Source organism: Acinetobacter ihumii, from assembly GCF_900625095.1.
Lineage (GTDB): Bacteria > Pseudomonadota > Gammaproteobacteria > Pseudomonadales > Moraxellaceae > Acinetobacter > Acinetobacter ihumii.
In genome coordinates this window covers 1224760-1251122 of the sequence record NZ_LR130760.1, presented here as the reverse complement: position 1 = coordinate 1251122, position 26363 = coordinate 1224760, and the positions used below count along the sequence as shown (strand labels likewise).

Sequence of the window (26363 nt, the reverse complement as noted above, 5' to 3'; positions counted from 1 at the left end):
TATTACCGAACACCGATTTCTTAAAAGGTTCGGTGGAGTTAAGCCCACGTGGTGAGATTATCATCAATGAGCGTAATGAAACCAATGTTGCAGGGGTATTTGCAGCGGGTGACTGTACCACTGTGCCTTATAAGCAAATCATCATCGCTACAGGTGAAGGAGCGAAAGCATCGCTTTCCGCATTTGATTATATTATTCGGAATAGTTGATCGTTCTTTTATTTACTCGCAAAAGCAAAGCAGTTTCGACTGCTTTGCTTTTAAGTTTATAAGCTTTTAAATAGAAAAGTGTTGAGATTTAAGCGCTTTCAAATTTAAGAGTTTTTAAATTTAGATTTACTTTTTAGGAACTTGATCCTCTAACAGTCAAGTTCCTTTTTTTAATTTTTTCAATCAATTCGAAATTATATTGAGTTGTTGAAACTTTTCCAGCAACTGTGTTTGCTCTTCAGGATGAGCAGGGTCTGGAATAATGCAATTAATCGGACACACTGCAACACAAGTCGGTTCAGGATAAAACCCGACGCATTCTGTACAGCGATTGGCATCAATTTCATAGAACTTTTTTCCTTCAAAAATTGCGGTGTTGGGACATTCGGGCAGACACATATCGCAATTAATGCATTCAGATGTAATCAATAAAGCCATGATTACTCCGCAGCATATGCCAACGCAGCAGATGAAATTTGCTGAGTGGCATGTGGTAAGTTTCTGACTAAAAGGGCATATTTGATATTTATGCTGGAATCTAATGGAATTTCAACCAAATGACCTGAGCCTTTGGCACTGTCAATTTGACGGCCTTTGCTGTCCAGAATTTCAGTCAAAATAAAGCTGATATTTCCCTGCGGTGTCATCAGTTCTAAAGCATCACCGACATCAAAACGGTTTTTAACATCAATTTTTATATAGTCACCATTGCGACCCAAAACTTCGCCGCAAAACTGTTGATAATCAAAATGTGATGATCCATCGGCATAATTTTGATAATCACTATGTACGTGACGACGTAAGAAGCCTTCGGTGTAGCCACGGTTTGCTAAACCTTCAAGGAGTTTCATTAAACTCGCGTCAAAAGGTTTGCCTGCTACGGCATCATCAATGGCTTTGCGATATATCTGAGCAGTTCGTGCGCAATAAAAATAGGATTTTGTACGCCCTTCAATTTTTAAGGAGTGAATGCCCATCTGACTTAAACGTTCTATATGCTGTACTGCACGTAAATCTTTAGAGTTCATAAAATAGGTGCCGTGTTCATCTTCTTCAGCAGCGAACATTTCTTCGTCATTGCGTTGAACTAAAACAGGTGGTAACAGTGATGTTTGAGGACGTTGCGGCTTGCAACATTTTTCTGTGTGGACAAGTTTCTGGGTGGGAATGATATCTCCGGTTTCATTTTCAATAGCTTCATGAATCTTATATTCCCAGCGACAGGCATTGGTACATGCTCCCTGATTGGCATCACGTTTATTCATATAGCCAGATAGGAGACAACGACCTGAATACGCCATACATAATGCGCCATGTACAAACACTTCAAGTTCGATATCTGGTACATGCTTTTGTATTTCCGCAATTTCTTCAATCGAAAGTTCGCGAGAAAGAATGACACGGGTTAAGCCATAATCTTTCCAGAATTTGACTGTGGCCCAGTTAATGGCATTGGCTTGTACCGATAAATGAATGGGCATCTCTGGAAAGTGTTCACGTACCAGCATGATTAAACCTGCATCTGACATGATCAGTGCATCAGGCTGCATTTTGATAATCGGTTGCAGATCGTTGATAAAATTTTTGAGTTTACTGTTATGTGGCTGAATATTAACAACGACGTAAAATTTTTTGCCTAAGGCATGTGCTTCAGCAATTCCAATGGCTAAGTTGTCATGATCAAACTCATTATTTCGTACGCGTAAGCTATAACGTGGTTGACCTGCATATACTGCATCTGCACCATAGGCAAAGGCATAACGCATATTTTTTAATGATCCAGCAGGAGAGAGCAACTCAGTTTTCATGGCAATAAAAGGCATAATAAATATAAGTGATTATTTTAAATTTTGTCGGCTTTTGGCTCAACCCAGCATTTTGGTCAGGATTTATCGTTCTAAAAATGCATCTGGTTGTTCTATTTTGATGATTGTTGTTGCATCTGTAATTCTATTAAATAATGATCATGAAGTAAGCAAATTTTGAGGGGATTTCCATGACGACATTCAATCATCGACAGCCTGTATTTTTTATTTCGCATGGCGGTGGACCATGGCCGTGGATGCCTGATTATTTAAATACGGTATATGCTAATCTGGCACAATCACTGGGCAGTCTGCTCAGTTCACTAACAGTACGTCCCAAAGCAATTTTAATGATTTCAGCGCATTGGGAAGCACCTATCTTTACCGTACAATCGACAGTAAAACCTGACATGATTTATGATTATGGTGGTTTTCCTGCACATACTTATCAAGTGCGTTATGAATCATCGGGTTCACCTGAACTGGCTGAACGTGTTGTCGCATTACTTGAACAAGCCAATATTGCAGTGGCGACAGATGCACAGCGTGGTTATGACCATGGCATGTTTTCGCCTATGCAAGTGATCAATCCTGCTGCGGATATTCCAGTGGTACAGTTATCTTTGAAAAAAGGGCTTAATCCACAACAACATATCGAAATGGGTCGTGCTTTGGCACAACTGCGTGATGAAAATGTATTGATCGTGGCCAGTGGACTCAGCTATCACAATTTGCGTATGTTCAATGCACATGCGGCTGAACCTTCACGCGCATTTGACCAATGGTTATTTGAAACAGTGGTTGAACATCAGGGTGATACACGTAATGAGTTATTGAATCAATGGGAACTTGCCCCAGCAGCGCGTATAGCACATCCACGTGAGGAACACTTACTTCCATTGATGGTGGCAGTGGGTGCGGCAGAGAATGAGGCTGCTACACGTAATTATCAGGAAGCTCAATTTATGGGTGGTTTATCGGTTTCCAATTTTGCTTTTGGTGAGCTTTGATAAAGCCCAAGCGGTGGTTTGTGATGGTCCAGAAACTAACTTGGATAAGTATCAGTAAGATAAATTAATTTGATTATAGATCACATGATGAACCCAAATTCTCGTGAAGAATTTGGGTGTTTATTCAATATTGGACAGTGTAGATAATATTGATAATGCCCTATGAATAAATTAATTTTTAAGATATTGATCTAAAATAAATAATTATTAACTTTAAGAGTTAAATTATTTGCGAATGGGATAATTATAGTCGCCCCATTTGCTGGTTTTAAGACCAAGACCATGCAACCCTTCAAGCAATTTGACCGCAGCAGTAACTCCATCAATGACTGGAATTTCAATTGCTTGAGCAACTCGTTCAGCGAGTTTTGCCATGCCGCCACAACCAAGTACGATGGCACCAATATTGTCTTGCTGTTTGGCCAATAAACAATGTTGAAGAAGTTTTTGATAGGTTTCTTCAGTGTTGCTTTCTAGTTCAAGTACAGGTAAATCAATACAATGAATATTTGAACATTTGTGTGCAAAACCATATTCATGTAGTAAATGCTCCGCAATAATTCGTGTGCGACTTAATGTAGTCACAATTGAAAATTTGGTTGCGACCAATGTGGCGACATGAAAAGCGGCTTCTGCAATACCAATGACAGGCGCATCTGCAACTTCGCGCGCAGCATGTAAAGCAGGATCACCAAAACAGGCAATAATATGACCATCGACCTGATTTTCACGACCTTGTTTAATCAACTGCAATGTTCCTAAAGCTGAAATAGCTTCATCATAATGTCCTTCAATAGAAGGCACTCCATGATCTGGTGAAATCGCAATAATTTCGGTGGTTGAGGCAGCAACTTTTCGGGCACTTTCACCAATCGAATGCGTCATTTCAATGCAAGTGTTGGGATTGATGACTTGGATTCGCATAAAGTATAACCTTGATATTGAAAATAAAATTCAAATATATTTTTCAGAAACTGAAAAATTTAATCAGACTTCTACAGGCCTTTTAATGATGTATGTAGAAGTCTTAAAGCTATAGGGTTGTAATCAAACCGATTTTTTAAATCAGGGATCTAATTTTGACACTCTGTTTCAAGCACAGCAGGCTATAAATCACCAATCCTGCAAACATCCCAATAAACCAAGAGAAATTTGCCAGTGCATGTAACTGTGGAATGAGTACACATAAAATTGGAATAATTGCGGCAGGAATGAGGGCTGCTATTGCCTTAGGGTTGTAACCATTGTGATACCAGTATTCACCATGAGGATTTACGCTATACAGATCATCAACCACAATTTTTTGCTTTTTAACGATGTAGTAATCTGCGATTAAAATACCAAATAATGGCCCAATCAAAGCACCTAAAACATCAATGGTGTAATGAATGACTTCTGGATTATTAAATAGATTCCAGGGGGTAATGAAGATTGAGCCAACCGCAGCAATCATGCCGCCAGTACGCCAACTGATTTTATTCGGTGCAACGTTGGAAAAATCAAATGCAGGAGATACAAAGTTTGCGACAATATTAATGCCAACAGTTGCAATCATCAGGGTTAAGCAGCCAAGAACCACCACAAAAGTATTATTTAACTGGCCGACCATTTCGACAGGATCTGTAATGAGTTTGCCATAGATCGGTAATGTTGCAGCGATGCACACCACTGTTAATACTGAGAATGCTAAAAAGTTGACAGGTAAACCTAAAAAGTTCCCTAATTTAACCGCTTCAAAGCTTTTACCATAACGCGAGAAATCACCAAAATTTAAAACAGGTCCAGAAAAGTAAGAAACTACCAATGCAATTGCACCAATCATGACAGGTACAACTTCCCAGCCATCGTATTTGATTCCACCTAGATTCATATCGATATTGTTCCAGCCTGCTTCATAAACTAACCAAGCTGCCATAGTAAACATCACCACATAAACCGCAGGACCAGCCCAGTCAATAAACTTGCGAATACTGTTCATCCCTGACCAGAACACCACTGCTTGCAGTACCCACAGCAGCATGAAACCGACCCAACCCAGATACGACAAGCCTAAAAATGAATGTTGGTTGACATCGGCATAAGCTGACATTTCTGGCCAAAACTTTAAAATGATAATGATGAATGCGCTAGAAGCCAGATAAGTTTGAATGCCATACCATGCAACTGCGATCAGCCCGCGAATCACAGCAGGTATGTTTGCGCCAAAAACCCCAAAAGTTGCACGACAAATCACGGGAAAAGGGGTGCTGGTTTTTTGGCTGGGTTTGGCAATCATATTGGCAAAAAATTGTACAATCACAATGCCAATTAACAGTGAAACCAGTACTTGCCAGCTATTGAGCCCAAGTGCAAATAAACTTCCTGCCGTGACATAGCCACCGACACTGTGGACATCAGACATCCAAAAGGCAAAGATGTTATACGAAGACCACGTTTGCTTTTTCAGTGGTGCGAGGTCAGAGTTGGTTAATTTGGGATCATAGCTGGGTTTGATCAATGCTTCAGATTCGTGTTGCATGTTAGTCACTCACTTTTTATTTGGTCATAGGGTCGTCATACAAATGGCATGGGTACTAGAATTAAAAGGTCAGTCGGATACCCACAGCGGTGGAAAGTTGATCCTGATTGACATAGCCACCACCTGCCAGATCAGAGTCTGTATTGACCAGACTTTCACTTGAGCCATCTGAATTTTTGAGATAGGCAATATTGGCAAGCAGGCTTAGGGGTTTTCGAATTTGATAGATCGCTAAAGCTCGATACACTGTTGCATGATGATCAAAGGTCGTATTTTCTTTATAAATAATGTCGCCTGATACAGTCAGTTTGGGGGTAAACAAATAATCCACACCGACTTCAGTTGCCCAAGCTTTTTGTTTAGCGGAATGACTTGCAATTGCTGCGTATTGACCCGGACCATCAATATCTGCATAAGCCATGCCTAAACGCGTGGATAGTTTTGAAAATTGATAGCGTGATGCTAGTGTTGAAAGCTGGTAATGGTGATCATTGTCTTGAGCTTCGTGGTCTTCATAAGCTCCACCGATCATCCATTGGTTGGTATGATATTTGAACGCACCTGAAAAGATCTGACCGTGTGTATTTTTACTGGAGTCATCTTTTAGTCCATAAATTGCACCAAATTGCCAGCCATTGAGTTCAGGTGACGTGTATTTTACGAGATTTGAGTAGATTTCACTGACTGCATCAAATTCAGAAAATTTGAAGATGGCACCCGAGTTATAACCGCCTTTAAATACAGAACCGACCAGCCAATCGTCGTTAAACGTCCACTGTTTACCAATACTGAAGGCGCCATAAGGCGTTTGCATACCGATATAAGCATTGCGATCAAACAATTCACCGTCTTTACTTTGTTCGCCTTTTGAAGGATTAAATCCAGCTTGTAATTTAAAGAATGCCTGATAGTCCTCATCAATTTGATAATCCCCGCTGAAACCAAGATTGGATACACCCAAAATACTATCAACACCCGTTGTCTTGGTTTTTTTACCTTCCTTTACGTTGCTGACAGAGGCGATACCTGTATCAATCACACCACTGAGTTGTAGATTGACATCATCCGATGCGAGACGAATTGCTGCATGCGTATGTAAAGTTAAACCTGTCATGCTGATTAACATCACCAGTTTTTTTAGATCAAACATTGTTATTACCCCAAGATGTCGAGAATTGTTTTCACAATTCAATAAAATTGTTTACTAAATAAAATAAAATTGTGCACAATTTTAATTAAGCAAAATTTGAACCAACTTTTGAAAATGGATTGAAAATTTAAAAAGTCGAATGTACGAAATGAGATAGAAAATATGATTTTTAATTTAAGATTTTGAAATTATTTAATTTTATATTTTTATAAAATAAAATTTGAAATAATTAAAGTTGTATCGAATATATAAAAATTGTGAACAACTTGTTAAACTGTATATCAAATAGAATATATTTTTTTCTATTGTATGGTCGAGCATATCTGTATTTTTGCCCTTTATGAGGAACTCATGTCATTATCTGCACCAGAAAAAAGCAATAATATGTCCAGTAATGAAGAGACGGATCAGCATATATATAATGCCATTGTAGATGCCATTATGAATCGGCAAATCGGGCCGGGGACTCGTTTGGTTGAAGCACCATTATGTGAAGCTTTTGGAGTAACGCGTGGCGTATTACGCCGTGTATTTGTCAAACTTGCCCATGATCGGGTCATTGAAATTCAGCCCAACCGTGGTGCAGTGGTTCCCGAACATGATTTTCAGGAAACGGAAGCGATTTTTGAAGCGCGCAGTATGCTTGAAATTGGAACCGTTAAAAAATTAGCGCGTAAACATCAGCAGCTCGATTTATCCGAATTGAGAGCTTTAATTAAAAAAGAAGAAAATGTGCGTAGTGCAGGTAATCTTAAAGAGTGGATTAAGCTTTCTGGTGATTTTCATATTTGTCTATGTGAAGCCAATCATAATCCCATTGTGACTGGCTATTTACAGACTTTAATTGCCAGAACTTCGTTATTAATCGGCATGTACGAAACCAAACCGAATCATTGTTCAGTTGAAGAACATCATGCAATTTTGGATGCGATTGAGCACGGAGATGAACACAAAGCGATTCAATTAATGGAAGCACATCTGGGTGAATATGCACGTAGCTTTCTGGATGATCAACCCCAAACGAGAGCACCTAATTTAATGGACATTTTTCAGAATAAGAAACTTTCAAAGTAATTAACCTCAATCATAAGACCTAAAAAAACCGAGAAAATTTTCTCGGTTTTTATTGTGATGCCGGCAGATTATTTCTCGACGAAAGCACGCTCAATCACATAATCACCTAGAACGCCCATACGTGGCGATTCTTTCAAACCAGCTTTGTCTAAAAGTGCGGCGACATCGGTTAAGAAATGTGGGCTACCACATAACATCGCACGGTCAGTTTCAGGGTTAAATGGCGGTAAACCAATTTTTTCGAATAATGCGCCAGTTTCAATAGCAGTCGTTACGCGACCTTCATTTTCAAAAGGTTCACGTGTTACAGTTGGGTAATAGATCAATTTATTTTTGATGTCTAATTCTTCGAACCATTCGTTATTTGGCAATTCGGTCAAGATCAAATCTTGATATGCCAATTCACTAATCCAGCGTGTACCATGAACTAAAATAACTTTTTCAAATTTTTCGTAAGTTTCAGGGTCACGAATTAAAGATAGGAAAGGAGCAAGACCTGTACCTGATGAAAGGAAATAGAGATTTTTACCCGGATTAATATCATCATGTACCAAAGTACCTGTCGGTTTTTTAGAAATCAGAATTTCATCACCAACTTGTACCTTTTGTAAAATAGAGGTTAATGGGCCGTCCTGAACCTTGATTGAGAAAAACTCAAGTTCTTCTTCGTAGTTGGCACTGGCAATTGAGTAGGCACGCATTAATGGTTTGCCATTGACCTCAAGCCCGATCATGACGAACTGACCATTTTTAAAACGTAGTGCTGTATCGCGTGTGGTTTTAAAACTAAAAAGAGTGTCATTCCAGTGGTGAACATGGGTGATGCGTTCAACGTTAAAAGCAGCCATTAAAGGTCTCAATCACGATCAAAAGAAAACAGATTGCTATTCTAATCTAAAATCATTCTCGATAAACTGAATATATTTAATTGTGTTTATAAGAAAAAGTGATGATGACTTCTGTAAATTTGCCTATCATCGGCAGCATGCATTCACCATATCGTGAAAAGTTTGGCATTCCGCGCCAGCCCAATCTGGTGCAGATTGAGTCTTATATTGAAATGTATGAACCGTATAATGACCCTTTGGCATTTGAAGGGATTGAGGAGTTTAGTCATCTGTGGTTGATCTGGCAGTTCCATGAAAATAAAAATCAACAAAATACTGAAAAATTTCGCCCACAAGTCCGACCACCACGTTTGGGGGGAAATAAAAAAATAGGGGTATTTGCGACACGTAGTATGTATCGACCAGCACCCATTGGTTTATCTGTGGTGCAATTTAAATCGATTGAGAAAGTTGGAAAATCACTGCGTATTTATGTCATGGGAAGTGATTTACTGAACGGAACCCCTATATTGGATATTAAGCCCTATATTCAATATTCTGATGCAGTTGAAAATGCAGAGAGTGGTTATGCGCAACTTGAACCACTTAGAAAATCTGTCATTTGGACGGCTTTGGCAAAGCATCAGCAACAAGTATTACAACAGCAGAAGAAAATGAGTGAACAATTCATCAATGAATTGGAACAGGTTTTATCACTCGACCCTCGTCCTGCCTATCAGGAAGACGCAGAACGAATTTATAAGATGAAATTCGCTCAGTTTGATGTCAGCTTTACTGTGACGGAACAAGCTGTTGACGTGTTAGAAATTGTGCAAGTAGAAGCTTAATTGAGTTTAATCTTGATGATCTAATTCATTCATATTAATTAAATTTTGCATTGGCGTTTGTGAATGTACATTTGCTCATCCGCATGTTTGCACGCATGTTCGAGTCCGTAACTTGGATGACGTATGGCATAGCCAATTGCTGCACTGATTTGTGCATCAGCCAGATGTTCAATTAAACGTTGTTTAAGCTGCTCAAGACTGTCATGGTCGTGACTTAATATCAGAATCCCAAATTCGTCGCCACCCAACCGTGCCAGCAAGTCTTCCTGACGCAAGGCGCGTTTTAAAATCAGGGCTGCCTGTTCAATAAACCGATCACCCTCGGCATGTCCTTGCTGGTCATTAATTGCTTTTAAACCGTTAAGATCAATCATTAAAATGGCAGCAGGATGACCGTAAATTTTACAGCGTTCTTCCTCTGTACAAATAAATTGGTTCCAGCCACGACGATTATAAACGCCAGTCATGGCATCCATAACAGCCTCATTTTGTAAACGTTCATGCAAACGAATTTGTTCATTTTCACGGATTTCACGTTGTAAAATATGGCTCAGTAAATGACCAAATAATTCAACGAGTCCACCATCTTCAATAATTTGTTCAGATTTTGGCTCTGGGTCAATTGCACATAAGGTTCCAAAAAGGCTGCCATCTTCCTTGAGCAAAGGCTGTCCAATATAGGCTTTAATATTGACTTGTTGAGCAATAGGTGCAGAAGCATATAAAGGAATATCTTCAGAACGCGGGGCAATACGTGGTGCATGGCCCAAGACCATGTGTGAGCAAAATGAATCTGCCCAGTTAAACACCCGACCGGGTTTGACATCATAACCTTGATCTTCTGATTGCAAGACAATCCAGTCATTGCCTTCGACGCGCGTGATCATCCATAGATCGAAACCAAACTTTTGTTGCAAAAACCGCAATACGGCTTGTCCTGCTTCATGAAAATTTTTAAATGCGATAGAACTCATTTCTCCGCCTATAACGCTGACATTCTTGGTGATTTTTATGTCACTTTAAAACAATTTTTCTGCGCTGCCTATCCCTGTTTTATAGGCGCATTGAGTTGACTAAAAAATACATTACAAATGAACTCTGTTATATTGTGCAGAGTGTTTGGGGTATAACAATGAAGTTTAATTTTGAAATCGATACGATTTGGTGTTTAGAACAATTATTAAAAGACGGGCGCATCACAGAGCGCGATAAATTATTGATTCAGACCACACATCGACAAAAACAGCAACTAAAATGGCATCCCATTCAATGGATTGCTCAATTTAATCTAAAAGATCAACAATCAACCGATAAGGTTTTAAATGCAACGCGTTTAAGTCAGTGGCTGGCTGAAAAATCAGGGCTAACATTTTATGTGATTGATCCCTTAAAAGCGGATGTGGGTAAATTAACGTCAGTCATGTCACAAGAATTCGCTTTGCGTAATAAAATCTTGGCGGTTGAGGTGACAGCAGATTCGATCCTCATAGGAACAGATCAGCCGTTTATGACTGATTGGTTGGTGAATCTCGAACGGAGTTTAAGTCCCAAGAAAATTGAACGGGTGATTTTAAATCCTGAGCAATTACACCGCTATCTGGTGGAATATTATCAGGTCAGTCGCGCAGTCAATTCATCGCAAAATTCGGGTAGTTATGATCGGGAAAATAAAGGGGTAGAAGCACTTTTACAACTCGGTGATACGCAAACACCCGATGCCAATGATCAACACATCGTGAAACTGGTTGACTGGATATTACAATTTGCTTTTGAACAAGGTGCGAGTGACATTCATCTTGAACCCCGCAAAGACACGGGTAAGGTGCGTTTTCGTATTGATGGCGTGTTGCATACCATTTATAACATGCCTGCCAATACTTTAACTGCGGTAATCGCGCGTATTAAAATTTTGGGTCGGCTCAATGTTGCAGAAAAACGCAAACCACAGGACGGACGATTAAAAACACGTACACCAAAAGGTCAGGAAACGGAAATGCGGCTTTCGACATTGCCAACTGCCTTTGGTGAAAAAATGGTGATGCGTATTTTTGATCCTGAAGTTTTGGTGCGCAGTTTTCAGCAGTTGGGGTTCGAAGGGCGTTTACTCCATGACTGGAATAGCCTGACTCAGCATAGTCATGGCATTATTTTGGTCACAGGTCCAACAGGCTCAGGTAAAACCACGACACTTTATTCCTCACTCAAGCAACTGGCGACTGAACAAGTCAATGTCTGTACCATTGAAGACCCAATTGAAATGCTTGAGCCGAGTTTTAACCAAATGCAGGTCAATCCTGCCATTGAGCTTGGCTTCGCTGATGGAGTTCGCGCTTTAATGCGTCAGGATCCAGATATTATTATGGTGGGAGAAGTCCGTGATCAGGATACTGCCAATATGGCGATACAAGCCGCATTAACTGGTCATTTGGTTCTTTCCACTTTACATACCAACGATGCGCCATCGAGTTTGACGCGTTTGCATGATTTGGGGGTTCAGCCATTTCTAACGGCTGCGACTATTTTAGGTGTACTAGCACAACGATTAGTACGACGGCTTTGTCCACATTGTAAGCAGGAAACTCAGATTAATGAACAGGAATGGGAACATCTGACTTTTGATTACATTATGGAAATGCCTGAAAAAGTTTATCGTGCAGTAGGATGCGAAGCTTGTCGTAATACAGGTTACAAAGGTCGGGTTGGAATTTATGAGTTTATGCCTGTGAGCACGGATGTTAAACATTTGATTAGTGCTCATGCGAGTTTAAATGAACTACGCGCTCAAACCAAAAAAGAGGGTGTCGAACCGTTACGCATTGCGGGTGCACGTAAAGTGATTGAAGGTGTGACAACGCTTGAAGAAGTGTTAAGAGTCGTGCCTCTAAGCTAAGGTTGGCCTGAATTTACAGTCTTAAGATTCACCTCATCTTATTTGTTTAATTTATCTCTATCGAATAAACAAAGCCCATACACAGGCACAGATGAGGTAATTTATATGAAAATGGTACGCAATGTTTTAGTGGTAGCTGCTTTAACAACGACGGCTTATGCTACGGCTCAAACGCCAGTGAATCAGGCTGCTTTAGCACCGACGAGTGTCAGTAGTGTTAAACAAGCCTTGAGCATGAAAGATGATAGTCCAGTGATGCTTAAAGGTCAGGTGGTAAAATCTTTAGGTGATGAAAAGTACCAATTCCGTGATGCTACAGGGACCATGACTGTTGATATTGATGATGAGCTTTGGCAAGGACGTCCAATTTCACCGACCACTACAGTGACATTGATCGGTGAAGTGGATGTTGACCGTTTACCGACCAAACGTGTTGAAATTGATGTAGATCGTGTTCAATTTTAACGCCCTAAGTTAACCCATTTTGTTGCAGAAACCGCATGTCTGATTTTGGATCTGCGGTTTTTTTACATTATAGTGAAAATAGAAAATTGACTGATCATTAAACACTTGAGTTAGCCCATGCGTATATTAATTGCAGAAGATGATCGCTCCCAAGCCGAAAGTATCAAATCATGGCTAGAAATGGACGGTTATAGTGTCGATTGGGTGGAACGAGGCGACTACGCAATCGCCGCCATAGAACAACATCGATATGATTGTATTTTACTGGATCGTGGTTTGCCTAAATCGACGGGAGATGATGTTTTAACAAGTTTGCGTCAGCATCAACAGAATACGCCTGTTATTTTCATTACCGCAAAAGATAGCATTGATGACCGTGTGAAAGGACTGGATTTGGGCGCGAATGACTATCTGATTAAACCTTTTAGTCTGGAAGAATTATCTGCACGGATTCGGGCTCAACTCAGGATACAACAAAAGCAAAATACTTATATGTTTGAGTGGAAACAACTGCAACTGGACAGTCAAGCCAAGTCGGTTCAACTCAATGGGAAAAACATTGATTTGACTGCAAGAGAATTTCAAATTTTATATAAACTGATGCAATATCCTGAACGAATTGTGACACGTGAGCAACTGGAAGAATCACTCTATGCGTGGGGAGATGAAATCGAAAGTAATGCCATTGAAGTTTACATTTACCAACTACGTAAAAAAATAGGCGCGCCGACGATTAAAACGCTACGTGGTCTTGGTTATAAAATGGGCGAATAGCACATGTCTCACCCTACATCCACATCTTTACAGTCAAAATTACTCAGAACGACATTGTGGAGTGGCGTTATCGCAGCAGCCATTGCATTTGTATTGCTGGTATTTTTAAGTTGCTATCACAACATGACCGTACAAGATGAAATCATGGATGAAGTCTCCGATATGTTGTTATTGTCTGATCAACATTTGCCTTCTGGGCAGCAATTGGATGAACTCAGTGATGAGTTTGACTTGCAATATGCATTGTACTGGAACAATCAATTGCTCACTCACTCAAAAGCATTTGACACGGTTTTGTTTGAGCAATACGTGCAGCCTGAATTTTCATTGCTCTGGAGGCAGGGAAAGCTATGGCGCGTGTATGAACAAAGTAAAACTGAAGCACATTTAAAAACGATTGTTGTCCAACCTTTATCTGCACGTTTTGATGAAATTTGGCAAAGCCTGATTTGGTATTTGATCGTGCTGATCGTTTTATGGTGCTTGCAATGTGGACTGGTTCGATGGGGAATCCGACGTGATTTAGCCGTACTACGGCAATTATCCCACTCGATAACCAGCAAATCTCCTCAAGATTTACAGCCAATTTCGAAACAAAAGATGTTATTAGAAATTGAACCTGTGATTGATTCTTTAAATCAACTGTTGCAGCGATTGAATCGGGCACTGCAAGCAGAGCAATCATTTACCGCGGATGCTTCGCATGAGTTGCGCTCACCGTTGTCTGCCATACAAATGCGCTTACAACTGATTCAGCGGAAATATCGAGATTTACCTGAATTGAGTCAGGATTTAAGTCAGATACAAACTGATGTAAAACGAAGTACGCTTGTACTGGAAAATTTGCTGTTATTGGCTCGGCTAGATCCGACACATGAACAAGAGCTAACCAAGTCTCGTTTGGCACTTGATGAGGTTGTGATTGAGGTTATTGATAGCTTGTCTTTATTTGCACACAGTAAACATATTGCGGTGCTTCAATCATTCAATGCAACCAATACGCACATCTTTGCAAATCGAGAGTTAATCTTTAGTTGTATCCGCAATTTACTGGACAATGCTATTCGTTATTCCCCTGAATTTGGGCAAGTTCAGATTCAACTGGACAATCTCAAATACAACCATCAACATTACATTCAACTGAGCATCATGGATAGTGGAGATGGTGTTGATGATGAAGTCTTGCAAAGGCTTGGACAACGGTTCTTTCGGGGTTTGGGAACAGGACAGCAAGGCTCTGGTCTAGGACTCTCAATTACTAAAAAAATTATAGATTTGCATCAAGCAGAGTTAAATTTTAGTCGTTCTAAGCAAGGCGGCTTGAACGCTGAAATTAGATTTGAGCTAGCTGAATCTTTCTCTATATGAGTTCAATCTGTCCGTTCAAAGACCCATATCCAGTTGATAACATCAAGGCTAAACAAAGAAAAACAGTATGATTTTCACCATACTGTTGATTGAGTTACATTGTCCACGAGTGTTGTTATTTTAAACGATTATTTTAATTATTTAGTCAAAATTAAGCGGTTATTACGAGTTAAACGTAAGCGGTATTCTTCACCTGCATGCATGATGCGAATTTCACGGCCTAAGGCAAATAGATTGTTTGAATGCAACATGGGTAAAGATTGTGTTGTTTCGTTGCTACGGGTAAATAGGTTAAAAGGTGCGTTCATTTGTTGTGCTCCGTGGTGTTTTAGCTAACGAATTAAATGATAATCATTATCGAATAGACCTGTCAATCAAAAAAACAGCATTTTATAAAAAATAAAATTTGCTTACACTTGGGTAAAATTGAAAAAGACTGAAAATTTATGCCGAAACCCATTATAGATATTGCGATTGGATTACTTTTTTATCATGGAAAAGTGCTCGTCGGCTGGCGTGAAGCAAAACAGCATCAGGGTAATAAATATGAATTTCCTGGTGGTAAAGTGGAGCAGGGCGAAAGTCCAGAAGATGCATGTCGTCGTGAGATTTATGAAGAAGTCGGGATTGGATTAAAACAATGGTATCCATTTGATCTTATTCAGCATGAATATGATGATGTTATTGTAAATCTTCATTTGTTTTATACCTATGTTCCTGAAAATTTATTAGGTTTAATTCAGCCACCATGGACATGGTACAGTCGTGATCAACTCACTCAACTTAATTTTCCTAAAGCCAATGAGGCGATTATTCAACGTTTAGTCTGGCCGCATTTTATTAAAGTTGGTTCTCATGTGCATGCCTTGAATTTAGCACACGACTCTTTATTGTACTGGCGGGTTGATACAGAACAGTTTCAAGCGCAAGATTTACTTCAATATTCGCCAAGTGTTTTAGCCAAGCTCATTTTAAATGTTGAGCATTTTCAACAACTACCCAACACTTTAAAAATCATGATTAAAACCCTGCATCTAAAGCAGCATCAATTAATGCAATTGAAAAAAGGGGATTTAAACACTGGAAAGCGTTATATCGTAGCATGTCATGATCGTGTTGCGTTACAGCATGCCGAGCATGTCGGCTGTGATGCCGCGTTTATTAGTCCAATTCAGACGACCCAAACCCATCCAGACACGAAAGCCTTAGGCTGGCAGACATTGTCAGAATGGAGCACATCCAGCAATCTACTGATTTTTGCACTGGGCGGTTTGCATCCTGATGATTTGATTAAAGCGCAGCAGTCGGGTGCTTATGGCATTGCAGGGATTCGTCATTTTTAAATGAATGCGAATATAAAAGATAAAATCGAGTTATCGTTAACAGGTCTTAAAGAGACTTTAAGGCCTGTTGAGCTTGTTGCACTGTTTGAGCACGATTTTGCTTTTGAGCTGCTACTAAAATGGCTTGCCAAAGCTGTTTTTTCATGGGATCAGATTGAGCATAACTTAAACCACGACGGGCTAAAGATTCAGCTGAACTGTATTGTCCTTTCTGATTGGCAATTAAAGCCAGATACATAAAAGTTTCAGCCGCCTGAGGTGCTAAACGTTGTGCTTGTAAGGCAAAGCGCTCTGCATCATCCCATTTTTTCTGAGTATAGGCCGATTGAGTCTGTTGAATCAGATTTTTAAAGGCAGGCAGAGTTCTTCCGTCATTAAACTGTTGTTTGGCTTTTTGCTCAGGCACTACCACACGCATGGATTTACGTTTAATTTCATCCTGTTCATACGGCGTGATTTTGACACCGTCTGGTGTTTCAACAGTCTTTTTAGCAGGCTCGCTTGGCTTTTGTGGTGCTTTCTTCTGCTCTTCCTGCATCGGCAATGTCGAACATCCCACAAAAGCAACCATGGTTAATGCTAAAAAACTTTGCTTCCACATAGGTCTAAAATCTCTTCTTACCAATTCATTCATATCATTAATTTGAATAGCTACCGCTTGAAATTACACGATGATTAGATAGATCATTTTGCATTTGATCTTCACTGTCGCGAATGTAGTTGTCGATGCTATCGTTTGATGGTGGATTTGTATCAGCATTTTCCGTATCGGAATTGTAAGTCGGTTCAACCTGATAATGAGGCAATCCACACAATGTTGCCTGACGGGGAACATTATGCCGCAACATTGGGATATACATGGCGCCTTCGCAACCCTGAGCGGATAAATTACCTGTAGCAGAATCAATCCATTGCCATTGAACTTCATCAGGTTGACGTAAATTCACGGGCTGCTGACGTACTTGTTTCATGACATTGGTCCATACAGGTAAGGCACCTGAAGAACCAGTTAACCCCGTAACTTTGTTGTCATCCAGACCGAGCCATACCACTGCCAGATGATTACCTGAATAACCTGCGAACCATGAATCACGTGTATCGTTGGTGGTTCCGGATTTACCGGCCAGATATAAATCTGAGGACAAGCTACTATAGGCTGCTTTCCCTGTCCCAGAACGCATGACCTGTTGCAAGCCGTAATTCAAAATGTAAGCGGCTGAGGGATCAATGGTTTGTTGAACATTCAAACCGAAACGCTCTAATACATGACCATTGGCATCCACGACTGAACGAATAGCGCGAGTCGGGTATTTAAAGCCGCCTGTTGCAAAGTTGCCATAGATACTGAGCATTTCCATCGGCGACATATTGACTGCACCTAAAAATGCCGAAGGATAATTTGGAATATCTGAAGTTACGCCAAATTTCTTCAAATGATTACTAAAAGACGATAATCCAAATTCTTGTCCTAAACGTACCGCAGAAAGGTTATATGAGTTTGCCAAAGCTTGTTGCAATGTCACAACACCATGTTCACCGCCACTATAGTTTTTCGGAGTCCAGCTTTTGTCACCGCCAATAGGAATATTAACTGCGGAATCCTGAATTTGACTGGCCCATGTATAGCGACCTGATTCAATTGCACTTAAATAAATGACAGGCTTAAGTAAGGAACCAACTTGACGTTTGGCATCAACAGCACGGTTAAATCCTGTGAAATCTTGAGTCGAGCCTACCGCTGCGATCAGCTCCCCATTTTCTGGATGTGAAACTAGCACAGCACCCTGTAAATCCTTCAAACGTGCTGGATTACGTTTAGCCAACTGTTCAACTGTGGCTTTAAATGAATTCTGGATGCGTGTCTGAGCAATCGGATCAAGTGTCGTAAAAATACGCAAGCCCTGATTGGTTAAATCATTTTCCTGATATTCAGAACGGAGTTGACGACGGACAATATCCAGAAAATCAGGGAATTTAGCTGGCCCTAAACTTGGCTTGGAGACAATTCCTAATGGACGAGCAGTTTCTCGTTCATACTCATCCTGCGTTAAATAACCCATCACCAGCATATTATTCAACACGATATTACGACGTTTTAAAGCCCCTTCAGGATTACGCCATGGATTATAAAGAGAAGGGCCTTGTACTAAACCCACCAAGTAAGCCTGTTGAGCAATATTTAATTCACGTAGTGGTAAACCAAAGTAGAACTGTGACGCTAAACCGTAACCATTAATGGAATAACTGCCATTTTGTCCAAGATTGACTTCATTTAAATACGCTTCCAGAATTTCATCTTTACTGTAATGCAACTCCAGTAACATCGCCATTAAGGCTTCATTGACCTTACGCTTTAAGGTGCGTTCAGGACTGAGATAAAAGTTTTTGACCAATTGTTGAGTCAGGGTTGACCCCCCTTGACGTTTACCACCCGTAACATTACTGACCAAAGCGCGAGCCGTACCGCGCACTGAAATCCCATGATGCTTATAAAAATTACGGTCTTCGGTCGCAACTAAAGCTTCGATGAGTGTTTTTGGCACTTTATCCAGTTTAATCAGCACACGATCTTCATTGTGTTGGGGATAAATTCCGCCAATTAATAACGGTTCAAGTCGGGCAATGCCAGTAGACGAAGGCTTAGTGGCACGAATATCAGCAATTTGATCATTGGCAAAGCTGACTTGTAAAACTTGCTCAGGCTCAGTGCTGTCACCAAAATCAAAACCACGGGTATGCACATAAACGGTGTTGCCTTGAGTGACATAGCTTCCCGACTTGGTATAGTTTTGCGCACTTTTATAACCCAACAAGCCCAGTTCATTACTAAAGTCTGACTGCGTTACCGGTGCATTGGTATAAAGTTCTAATGGCCGCGCAAACACTTTTGCAGGAATGTCCCAACGCTGACCTTCAAATTTATCGCGAATGATATTATCTAATCGAACCAAATAAATACTGAGCGCAAGAAAACCGCCAATCACAATCACTGAAAAAATAAGCGCAAAAAAGCCTATGCCACGTTCAAACTTCATAAATCTGTCATAAAAGCCAACAAAGTGTGCTAATCATGCGATAGCTTTTATATATTTTGCAATGCTAAATCTGTGAACAAGATGAAAAAACTGAATTTAGGCATTTAACCATATTGAATTCACTGTTTTGATAATCTTCAATTTTTTCAAGCCTACTCGTTCAAATTGATTCGACACGATTTTAGAATTTGTGTGTTATATTAAGCTGATTAAAACCATGCCACTGGTTATGATTTTAATATGCACTGTGATTCTGGGGTTTAACTGATTTGCAATAGGCAACTGTTAAAAGTCCTCAATGTTGCGATAACGGTTATTTAAAATCCGTAAAAATGCATTGATCAAACTTGATCAAAGATAAGCGATGGTTCACAGACCAATCCTATACTGGTTTTAACTTATAGGCATCCAATGCAGTCTGCACATATTTCAGCTAAATCTTTTCGTAATATTGGCCTTATTGGTCGTCCTGATAAATCATCAGTTATTGAAACTTTAAGTCTTATTCATGACCATCTATTGCATTTAGGTCTGCATCCAGTATTTGATCAGGAAACGGCCAAGCTGGTTTCCCAGAGCAATACCCAAAGTGTAAGTCGTAGTTTACTGGGTGAAGTGGTTGACTTGGTGATCGTGGTGGGTGGAGATGGCTCTTTGCTACATGCGGCTCGTGCACTGGTTCGGCATAATACGCCAGTAATTGGGGTCAACCGCGGACGTTTGGGTTTTTTGACTGATATTACGCCTTCCGAAGTGATCTTTAAGCTGGATAAGGTATTACAAGGCCATTTTCAATTAGATCGCCGTTTTTTACTGGAAATGGAAGTTCGCTCTAAAGGTCAAACCATTTATGATGCGATTGCACTCAATGATGTGGTTTTACATTCGGGTCGATCTGTCCATATGATCGATTTTGAACTCAATATTGATGGCCAATACGTTTACCGTCAGCACAGTGATGGCTTGATTGTATCGACACCGACAGGTTCAACTGCTTATGCATTATCTGGTGGTGGTCCAATTTTACATCCGGGTATGGATGCCATTGCTCTTGTTCCGATGCATCCACATACATTATCTTCACGCCCCATAGTGGTCAGTGGACACAGTGAAATTAAATTGAATATTCGGGAAAATCGTGTTTTACCTATGGTCAGTGCAGATGGGCAAAATAGTATTTCTTTGAATGTCGGTGATACGGTACATATCCGAAAACATCCATTTAAGTTAAACTTATTACATCCACCCGGTTATGACTTTTATATGGCTTGCCGTACAAAGCTTGGCTGGAATCAGGACTTTGACTCTTTCCAACAGCAGGATGATGTATGAACATTGAACAAATGCTGGCTGTTTTAGACCCAGATATTGTAGAGCGTTTAAAAACCGCAGTCGAAATTGGTAAATGGCCTAATGGGGTTGCTCTCACACAAGAGCAACGTCAAATCTGTATGCAGGCAGTCATTGCATGGGAGCATCAACATGTTCCAGCAAAAGAACGTACAGGTTATATCGACAAAGGTAAAAAACAAGAAGGCGAGGAGTGTGATTCACATGAACCGCAACATGATGCTGAATTTAAACCAATTCGCTTTATTTAAACCTCATGGGTTGTGAGCAACTCTCACTCAAGCACTTTGTCGAATCGAGTATTCCAAAGTGCTTTTGCTTTTTTCATGGCATCATCATACTGATTGACCACACCCATGGTATAAAGTGCAATTCCCATGGTTTCAATGATGGCCATTTCACCATATTCGTGCGTCTGCTGTCCTAGCCATACTTTTTTAAATTCAGCTAAATCCAGTTCTTCTTCAGTAGGACTGCGTTCCGGCGTTAGCTTCAGTAACTCATGCTCATACAATTCACCATTTTGAATGCCGCAAATGAGCGTTTTTGCATCAGGATTGCGTTCGAACTCTCCACCTTCGCCTTTAATAACCGCACTATTTTGATATCCAAGTTGATAAGCCGCTTGTTGATGTGATGTGCGATAAGCAGGATGAAAGATGGCCTGTAAAGTCGCTTTGGCGTTAAATGGATTAATCAGCCGTGCCAAAGTATGTACTGGTGAACGTAAGCCCATGACATTGCGTAACGCGATCATGTCATTTAAGACGGGTGAAATTGCTTCAAGTGGTAAATAGGCAAAATGTTGTTGCTGTAATTGTTGATGAACATCTTGTTCGGACTGACAAATTGGATAATCTAAATATTCTAAAACTTGTTCAGTATACACCCGATTGATGGTATGTCCTGCTGCGCCATGCATGACAATAATATAACCCTGTTTTGCCAAAGTTAATGCAGCCAATAAAAACCATGGATAATGTTTACGTTTACCCGCATAGGATGACCAGTCCAGATCGACGTTTAAGGGTTGAAAATTAAGTTGATCCTTAGTGGCACGAACAAAACCTGTAAGCTCTTCAACAGATTCTTCTTTAACCCGCAAGAGCATTAAAAATGCACCCAATTGTACGTCAAGAACTTCACCTTTTAAAATCATTGAAAAGGCTGTATAGGCTTCATCATGCGTGAGCGAACGTGAACCTGTTTTACCTTTACCTAATATGCGTACATATTGAGCAAAAGGATGTTCACTATTTTTATACAGATTTTTCTTAGTATTCATGTGTGATCAACATTTCTTAAATAAATGAATGTTAGAACTATGACATAAAAATAAAATGAAAAGATCAATCTAAAGCATATTAGACTAATGTCTAGACTATTATTGATTAGTAATTGTTCAAATGGAAGCTTAAATGACCAGATGGAACTGGATATGCAGTAAACTTTGCACATTTTATGATTGTTTAATTTTTGTTAACGCTCCATTCTAATTATTTCAGCACTTTAATAAGCTCTTCGCTTTTAAGTGGAAGTTTGTGTCGTGCAATTTTTTTGAAAAGCTTTTTGTTTTTCACTTCGAGGAGAGTTTTTTTACAAAAAACTCTTTCCATTCTTCTTTGTGTGACGAATGGACTAAAGGGCTGTCTGTAAACTCTTTATAGACATTTTTATAGATATATTTCTAAGGGCTTAGAAATATTAGTTGACGTAAAGTTATGGCTAAAAAACCGATTTATAAATCACTTTATTTTCAAGTGATCGTTGCCATCATCGCAGGTGTTTTGGTTGGACATTTTTATCCAAGCACAACGCAAATTGTAGATGGTGTAAAAGAGAATATCCCAGGATTAGGTGAGCAACTCAAACCATTAGGCGATGCATTTATTCGTTTGATCAAAATGATCATTGCCCCTGTGATTTTCTGTACCGTCGTCAGTGGTATTGCGGGTATGGAAAGCATGAAGTCTGTTGGAAAAACAGGTGGTATTGCACTACTTTACTTTGAAATTGTTTCAACAATCGCACTTATCGTGGGTCTTTTGGTGATTAACATTGCCAAACCAGGTGTAGGGATGAATGTTGATCCAGCGTCACTAGATACAGCAGGGATTGCAAAATACGTTTCATCTGGACAGTCTCAGTCTACCATCGATTTTTTGATGCATATCATTCCTGAAACTGTAGTTGGAGCATTCGCAAACGGTGAAATCTTACAGGTTTTACTCTTTGCCATTTTATTTGGTTTTGCATTGCATAAATTAGGTGATGCAGGTCGACCAGTATTGAAATTGATTGATCAAATTTCGCATGTGTTCTTTAACATTGTAAATATGATCATGAAGCTTGCGCCAATTGGTGCGTTTGGTGCAATGGCATTTACCATTGGTAAATATGGTGTTGGTTCTCTGGTGCAATTAGGGCAGTTAATTATTTGTTTCTATGTGACCTGTTTGCTGTTCATCTTTATTGTACTGGGAACCATCAGTCGTATTGCAGGTTTTAGTATTTTCAAAATGTTGCGTCTGATTCGGGAGGAGTTACTGATTGTATTGGGAACTTCATCTTCAGAATCAGTTCTACCACGTATGTTGAAAAAGCTTGAAATTGCGGGTTGTGAGAAATCAGTCGTGGGTCTAGTTATTCCGACAGGTTATTCATTTAATCTGGATGGTACTTCAATTTACTTGACCATGGCGGCTATTTTTATTGCGCAGGCGACCAATACGCAACTGGATATTCAGCATCAGATTACCTTATTGTTGGTTTTGCTGATCTCTTCTAAAGGCGCAGCCGGTGTGACTGGTTCGGGCTTTATTGTGATGGCAGCTACGCTTTCAGCAGTTGGACATATACCTGTGGCAGGCTTAGCACTGATTTTAGGTATTGACCGTTTTATGTCTGAAGCTCGTGCTTTAACCAACTTAACGGGTAACAGTGTTGCAACGATAGTTGTAGCGAAATGGGTTGGTGCGCTGGATATGCAAAAGTTGAATGATGCATTGAATAATCCTGAAGAAGTCGATCGTAAAATGCTTGAGGAAAATAATCAGGCACATGCTTAACTCGATTTAAATTGCTATAAAAAAGAGATGACGCGTCATCTCTTTTTTTGTCTGAGTTTAGACTTTGGAATGTGTTCCATATTTATCAATCATAATGGAACTGGCTTCATTTAAACCTACGACTGTGACGTGTATTCCATTTTTTTGAAACTTATCGACAATACTGTCCAGTGTTGCCACGGTTGTAACATCCCAAATATGCGCATGGGTAAGATCAATCACCACCTGTTTAATCGTTTCCTGAAAATCAAAGGCATCAGCAAAGCGTTCAGATGAACTAAAAAACAATTGTCCTCTGACATCATAGATGCGAACATCCCCACGTAGCATGGTTTCTACATGTACGTTGTTTTCAAGTTTATTGGCTAAAAATAATGCGGAAAGTAAAACACCAACCAATACACCCCATGCGAGATTGTGTGTTGCAATGACCACAATCACCGTTGAAATCATGACTATATTGCTGCTTTTCGGATTACGTCTGAAATTTTTAATTGATCCCCAATCAAAAGTACTTATGGACACCATAATCATAACTGCCACTAAAGCCGCCATGGGAATGACACGCAACCAGTCACTAATAAAGACCACGAGAATAAGTAAAAATACACCTGCCACCAACGTTGAAAGACGTCCACGTGCACCTGATTTTACATTAATCATGGATTGCCCGATCATGGCACAACCTGCCATTCCGCCCATAAATCCAGTCACAATATTCGCAAGACCTTGACCTTTACATTCACGATGTTTATTACTTGAGGTTTCTGTGAGGTCATCAATAATAGTGGCTGTCATCATCGATTCAAGTAAACCTACTGCTGCAAGCGCACAAGAGTAGGGCAGAATAATCCATAGAGTTTCGAGATTAAAAGGAATATTTGGAATAAAAAAGTGTGGCAAAGTATTGGGTAAATGTCCCATATCACCTACAGTGCGCACATTTGAGTCTAAAAATAAGGCGAGCAATGTAATGACAACAATACATACCATCGGTGAAGGAATTTGTTTTCCAATTTTAGGGAGATAAGGAAACAAATAAATAATCAGTAAGCCCAGTATGACAAAGATATAAACTTGATGAGAAACATGAATCAGTTCAGGAAGTTGAGCCATGAAAATAAGAATAGCCAACGCATTTACAAAACCGATGACCACCGATTTAGAGACAAAGCGCATGAGTTTTGCAAGTTTTAACTGACCCGCAATAATCTGAATGATTCCAGTTAATATGGTCGCTGCAAAAAGATATTGAAGACCATGTTCCTTAACCAAAGTGACCATCAATAAAGCCATGGCACCTGTGGCAGCAGAAATCATGGCAGGTCGACCTCCCATAAATGCAATGACAACTGCCATAGAGAAAGAGGCATATAATCCAATTTGCGGATCAACTCCTGCAATAATAGAAAATGCGATCGCCTCAGGAATTAAGGCGAGGCCTACGACTAAACCTGCAAGGACATCTGCACGAATGTTAAATAACCACTCTTGGCGAATTTTTTGAAACATAAACAGCCTATTCAAATTATTATCGGAGATCTGCTGACTAGTATTGCGGTATTTACAGGCGAAAAAGCAGATGACTAGACAACCATTCAGGGAATAATGACGAGGGAGAAAAGAGGAATTAAGGTGGTGTAAGTGGCATAAAATCGAATGAGCTTGGAAAAATTGGGTAAGCATATCATTTTCATATCGCAAACAACACATCTTGAAATTGATTTAAAAAGCTGAGTTTGAAAATAAAACAATTTAAGTTTTGACAAAAACTGTCAGCTTATGCCAATCTGAGGAAGTTTAAAAATATATTGATCATGCAAATGGTTTATCGACTAAACTAAGTTGCTCACACATACATTCATTGTTTTGTCACATTATTCCAATAGCTTAGTAAGATAATATAAGTCATGAATAATAAATAAAACCTCTGGTTTAATTTCAAAGTTGAGTAAAATGAATTTTATTATTGAAAATAATTCAATTAAATAATCTGAAAATGATGATTTTAATACTTAAACGGCTGAATTATTCAGTGTATCATGATAATGTTAGTGAGAAATTGGTAGGTAAATTTTAAAATACTTTTAATATTCATGAGGATATTTTTAAGTTTTCCTATATGGTTAAAGTGCTGGAGTAAGTGCGGTCTTTTATCAATCCATTTTTTTAAACTATCATGTTAAAGGGTCATCAGAATGACAAAAAGGTTGATGAAGTGATCACCATTAAATTACGTTGGTGTAATGAGAATGGTAAATTTAATCCTCTTATTGTTTTTTGATCAATTTAATTATAACTAAATCAATATAAGAATAGCGTATGAAAAATATCATCGTATTGATTTTTATAGGCCTCGTCATCTTACTTGGCTATAGTATTTATCTCGATTCAAAAATGAAAAAAAAGGAACAAGTGACAAAAATTGTAAGTGATGCGGAACAAAGTTTGAAGCTATTAGAAAATAATCCGAACTATAATCAACGTTCTTCGCTTTATCAGGCCAATCATCCGAATGTCGTGCATTAGCCCATTGATGATAACCTAATTGAATGATTTAACTCGGTTTTAGCTATCAAGCTGGTTCGGTTCGAGCGAAGAAAACATGTATTTGTTGTGCTATACTACT

The 26363-nt window shown here is 39.5% G+C and carries 25 protein-coding genes; 13 read left to right on the top strand and 12 right to left on the bottom strand.

The features are described 5' to 3' along the window. Window positions 1–209: FAD-dependent oxidoreductase (locus E0D95_RS05850; protein ID WP_165443233.1), on the top strand; the 209-nt coding region annotated here is incomplete at its 5' end. Window positions 210–392: 183 nt separating this feature from the next. On the opposite strand, the gene E0D95_RS05845 is transcribed toward E0D95_RS05850, so the two are convergent. Continuing rightward, entirely contained in the window at window positions 393–647 is a 255-nt protein-coding gene (locus tag E0D95_RS05845; RefSeq protein ID WP_130803010.1) for a YfhL family 4Fe-4S dicluster ferredoxin, read from the bottom strand. Window positions 648–649: 2 nt separating this feature from the next. Beyond that, window positions 650–2017, bottom strand: a complete 1368-nt coding sequence (yegQ, locus tag E0D95_RS05840; RefSeq protein ID WP_130803009.1) for a prephenate-dependent tRNA uridine(34) hydroxylase TrhP — start codon at window positions 2015–2017, stop codon at window positions 650–652. Between the two features lie 188 nt (window positions 2018–2205). Between yegQ and E0D95_RS05835 the strand changes: the two genes are divergently transcribed. Next, window positions 2206–3024 carry a DODA-type extradiol aromatic ring-opening family dioxygenase gene (locus E0D95_RS05835; RefSeq protein WP_130803008.1) on the top strand — a complete coding sequence of 273 codons (819 nt, stop codon included), beginning with the start codon at window positions 2206–2208 and terminating at the stop codon, window positions 3022–3024. 225 nt (window positions 3025–3249) lie between these two features. Here the strand turns inward: E0D95_RS05835 and E0D95_RS05825 are convergent, their stop codons facing one another. The 3 genes from E0D95_RS05825 to E0D95_RS05815 all read right to left on the bottom strand — a co-directional run bounded on the left by E0D95_RS05825 (window position 3250) and on the right by E0D95_RS05815 (window position 6692). Next, window positions 3250–3948: an aspartate/glutamate racemase family protein gene (locus E0D95_RS05825; RefSeq protein ID WP_130803007.1), complete on the bottom strand. Its 699-nt coding sequence runs from the start codon at window positions 3946–3948 to the stop codon at window positions 3250–3252. Window positions 3949–4084: 136 nt separating this feature from the next. Then, window positions 4085–5542 carry an NCS1 family nucleobase:cation symporter-1 gene (locus tag E0D95_RS05820; protein ID WP_130803006.1) on the bottom strand — a complete coding sequence of 486 codons (1458 nt, stop codon included), beginning with the start codon at window positions 5540–5542 and terminating at the stop codon, window positions 4085–4087. A gap of 61 nt (window positions 5543–5603) precedes the next feature. Further along, the gene (locus E0D95_RS05815) at window positions 5604–6692 is read right to left on the bottom strand and encodes a porin (protein ID WP_228258832.1); all 1089 of its coding nucleotides are present in this window, start codon (window positions 6690–6692) and stop codon (window positions 5604–5606) included. A 351-nt stretch (window positions 6693–7043) separates the two neighbouring features. On the opposite strand from E0D95_RS05815, the gene E0D95_RS05810 reads away from it, so the two are divergent. Next, the gene (locus E0D95_RS05810) at window positions 7044–7766 is read left to right on the top strand and encodes a GntR family transcriptional regulator (RefSeq protein ID WP_130803005.1); all 723 of its coding nucleotides are present in this window, start codon (window positions 7044–7046) and stop codon (window positions 7764–7766) included. A 68-nt stretch (window positions 7767–7834) separates the two neighbouring features. On the opposite strand, the gene E0D95_RS05805 is transcribed toward E0D95_RS05810, so the two are convergent. After that, complete coding sequence (locus E0D95_RS05805; protein WP_130803004.1) at window positions 7835–8614, bottom strand: ferredoxin--NADP reductase; 780 nt, start codon at window positions 8612–8614, stop codon at window positions 7835–7837. 104 nt (window positions 8615–8718) lie between these two features. Between E0D95_RS05805 and tsaA the strand changes: the two genes are divergently transcribed. Continuing rightward, complete coding sequence (gene tsaA, locus E0D95_RS05800; RefSeq protein ID WP_130804842.1) at window positions 8719–9441, top strand: tRNA (N6-threonylcarbamoyladenosine(37)-N6)-methyltransferase TrmO; 723 nt, start codon at window positions 8719–8721, stop codon at window positions 9439–9441. 38 nt (window positions 9442–9479) lie between these two features. On the opposite strand, the gene E0D95_RS05795 is transcribed toward tsaA, so the two are convergent. Continuing rightward, window positions 9480–10415, bottom strand: coding sequence for a GGDEF domain-containing protein (locus tag E0D95_RS05795; protein WP_130803003.1), 936 nt, complete (start codon window positions 10413–10415; stop codon window positions 9480–9482). 158 nt (window positions 10416–10573) lie between these two features. Here E0D95_RS05795 and E0D95_RS05790 point away from each other — a divergent pair, with 158 nt between their 5' ends. The 4 genes from E0D95_RS05790 to E0D95_RS05775 all read left to right on the top strand — a co-directional run bounded on the left by E0D95_RS05790 (window position 10574) and on the right by E0D95_RS05775 (window position 14938). After that, complete coding sequence (locus E0D95_RS05790; protein WP_130803002.1) at window positions 10574–12331, top strand: type IV pilus assembly ATPase TfpB; 1758 nt, start codon at window positions 10574–10576, stop codon at window positions 12329–12331. 105 nt (window positions 12332–12436) lie between these two features. Continuing rightward, on the top strand, window positions 12437–12796 hold the full coding sequence (locus E0D95_RS05785) for a NirD/YgiW/YdeI family stress tolerance protein (protein ID WP_130803001.1): 360 nt from the start codon (window positions 12437–12439) through the stop codon (window positions 12794–12796). A 117-nt stretch (window positions 12797–12913) separates the two neighbouring features. Continuing rightward, window positions 12914–13570 carry a response regulator transcription factor gene (locus E0D95_RS05780; protein WP_130803000.1) on the top strand — a complete coding sequence of 219 codons (657 nt, stop codon included), beginning with the start codon at window positions 12914–12916 and terminating at the stop codon, window positions 13568–13570. Window positions 13571–13573: 3 nt separating this feature from the next. Next, on the top strand, window positions 13574–14938 hold the full coding sequence (locus tag E0D95_RS05775; protein ID WP_130802999.1) for an ATP-binding protein: 1365 nt from the start codon (window positions 13574–13576) through the stop codon (window positions 14936–14938). A gap of 137 nt (window positions 14939–15075) precedes the next feature. Here E0D95_RS05775 and hemP read toward each other — a convergent pair whose 3' ends face one another. Next, window positions 15076–15246 (bottom strand): hemin uptake protein HemP, encoded by a 171-nt coding sequence (hemP, locus tag E0D95_RS05770; RefSeq protein ID WP_130802998.1) that lies wholly within the window; start codon window positions 15244–15246, stop codon window positions 15076–15078. Window positions 15247–15384: 138 nt separating this feature from the next. Here hemP and E0D95_RS05765 point away from each other — a divergent pair, with 138 nt between their 5' ends. Then, on the top strand, window positions 15385–16281 hold the full coding sequence (locus E0D95_RS05765; protein WP_130802997.1) for an NUDIX domain-containing protein: 897 nt from the start codon (window positions 15385–15387) through the stop codon (window positions 16279–16281). Window positions 16282–16327: 46 nt separating this feature from the next. Here E0D95_RS05765 and E0D95_RS05760 read toward each other — a convergent pair whose 3' ends face one another. After that, a complete protein-coding gene (locus E0D95_RS05760; protein ID WP_213073698.1) occupies window positions 16328–16882 on the bottom strand; it encodes a tetratricopeptide repeat protein in 555 nt (184 codons plus the stop codon). A gap of 37 nt (window positions 16883–16919) precedes the next feature. Next, window positions 16920–19316, bottom strand: coding sequence for a penicillin-binding protein 1B (gene mrcB, locus E0D95_RS05755; RefSeq protein WP_130802995.1), 2397 nt, complete (start codon window positions 19314–19316; stop codon window positions 16920–16922). 411 nt (window positions 19317–19727) lie between these two features. Here mrcB and E0D95_RS05750 point away from each other — a divergent pair, with 411 nt between their 5' ends. Next, window positions 19728–20648 carry an NAD(+) kinase gene (locus tag E0D95_RS05750; protein WP_130802994.1) on the top strand — a complete coding sequence of 307 codons (921 nt, stop codon included), beginning with the start codon at window positions 19728–19730 and terminating at the stop codon, window positions 20646–20648. After that, window positions 20645–20917, top strand: coding sequence for a YeaC family protein (locus tag E0D95_RS05745; protein WP_130802993.1), 273 nt, complete (start codon window positions 20645–20647; stop codon window positions 20915–20917). The genes E0D95_RS05750 and E0D95_RS05745 overlap by 4 nt, the downstream gene beginning before the upstream one ends. Window positions 20918–20940: 23 nt before the next feature. On the opposite strand, the gene E0D95_RS05740 is transcribed toward E0D95_RS05745, so the two are convergent. Further along, a complete protein-coding gene (locus E0D95_RS05740) occupies window positions 20941–21951 on the bottom strand; it encodes a glycosyl transferase family protein (RefSeq protein WP_130802992.1) in 1011 nt (336 codons plus the stop codon). A 436-nt stretch (window positions 21952–22387) separates the two neighbouring features. On the opposite strand from E0D95_RS05740, the gene E0D95_RS05735 reads away from it, so the two are divergent. Beyond that, window positions 22388–23734 (top strand): dicarboxylate/amino acid:cation symporter, encoded by a 1347-nt coding sequence (locus tag E0D95_RS05735; protein ID WP_130802991.1) that lies wholly within the window; start codon window positions 22388–22390, stop codon window positions 23732–23734. A 57-nt stretch (window positions 23735–23791) separates the two neighbouring features. Here E0D95_RS05735 and E0D95_RS05730 read toward each other — a convergent pair whose 3' ends face one another. Then, complete coding sequence (locus E0D95_RS05730) at window positions 23792–25246, bottom strand: SulP family inorganic anion transporter (protein WP_130802990.1); 1455 nt, start codon at window positions 25244–25246, stop codon at window positions 23792–23794. 885 nt (window positions 25247–26131) lie between these two features. Between E0D95_RS05730 and E0D95_RS15910 the strand changes: the two genes are divergently transcribed. Next, window positions 26132–26263, top strand: a complete 132-nt coding sequence (locus tag E0D95_RS15910; protein ID WP_284690727.1) for a hypothetical protein — start codon at window positions 26132–26134, stop codon at window positions 26261–26263. The last annotated feature ends 100 nt before the right edge of the window (window positions 26264–26363 follow it).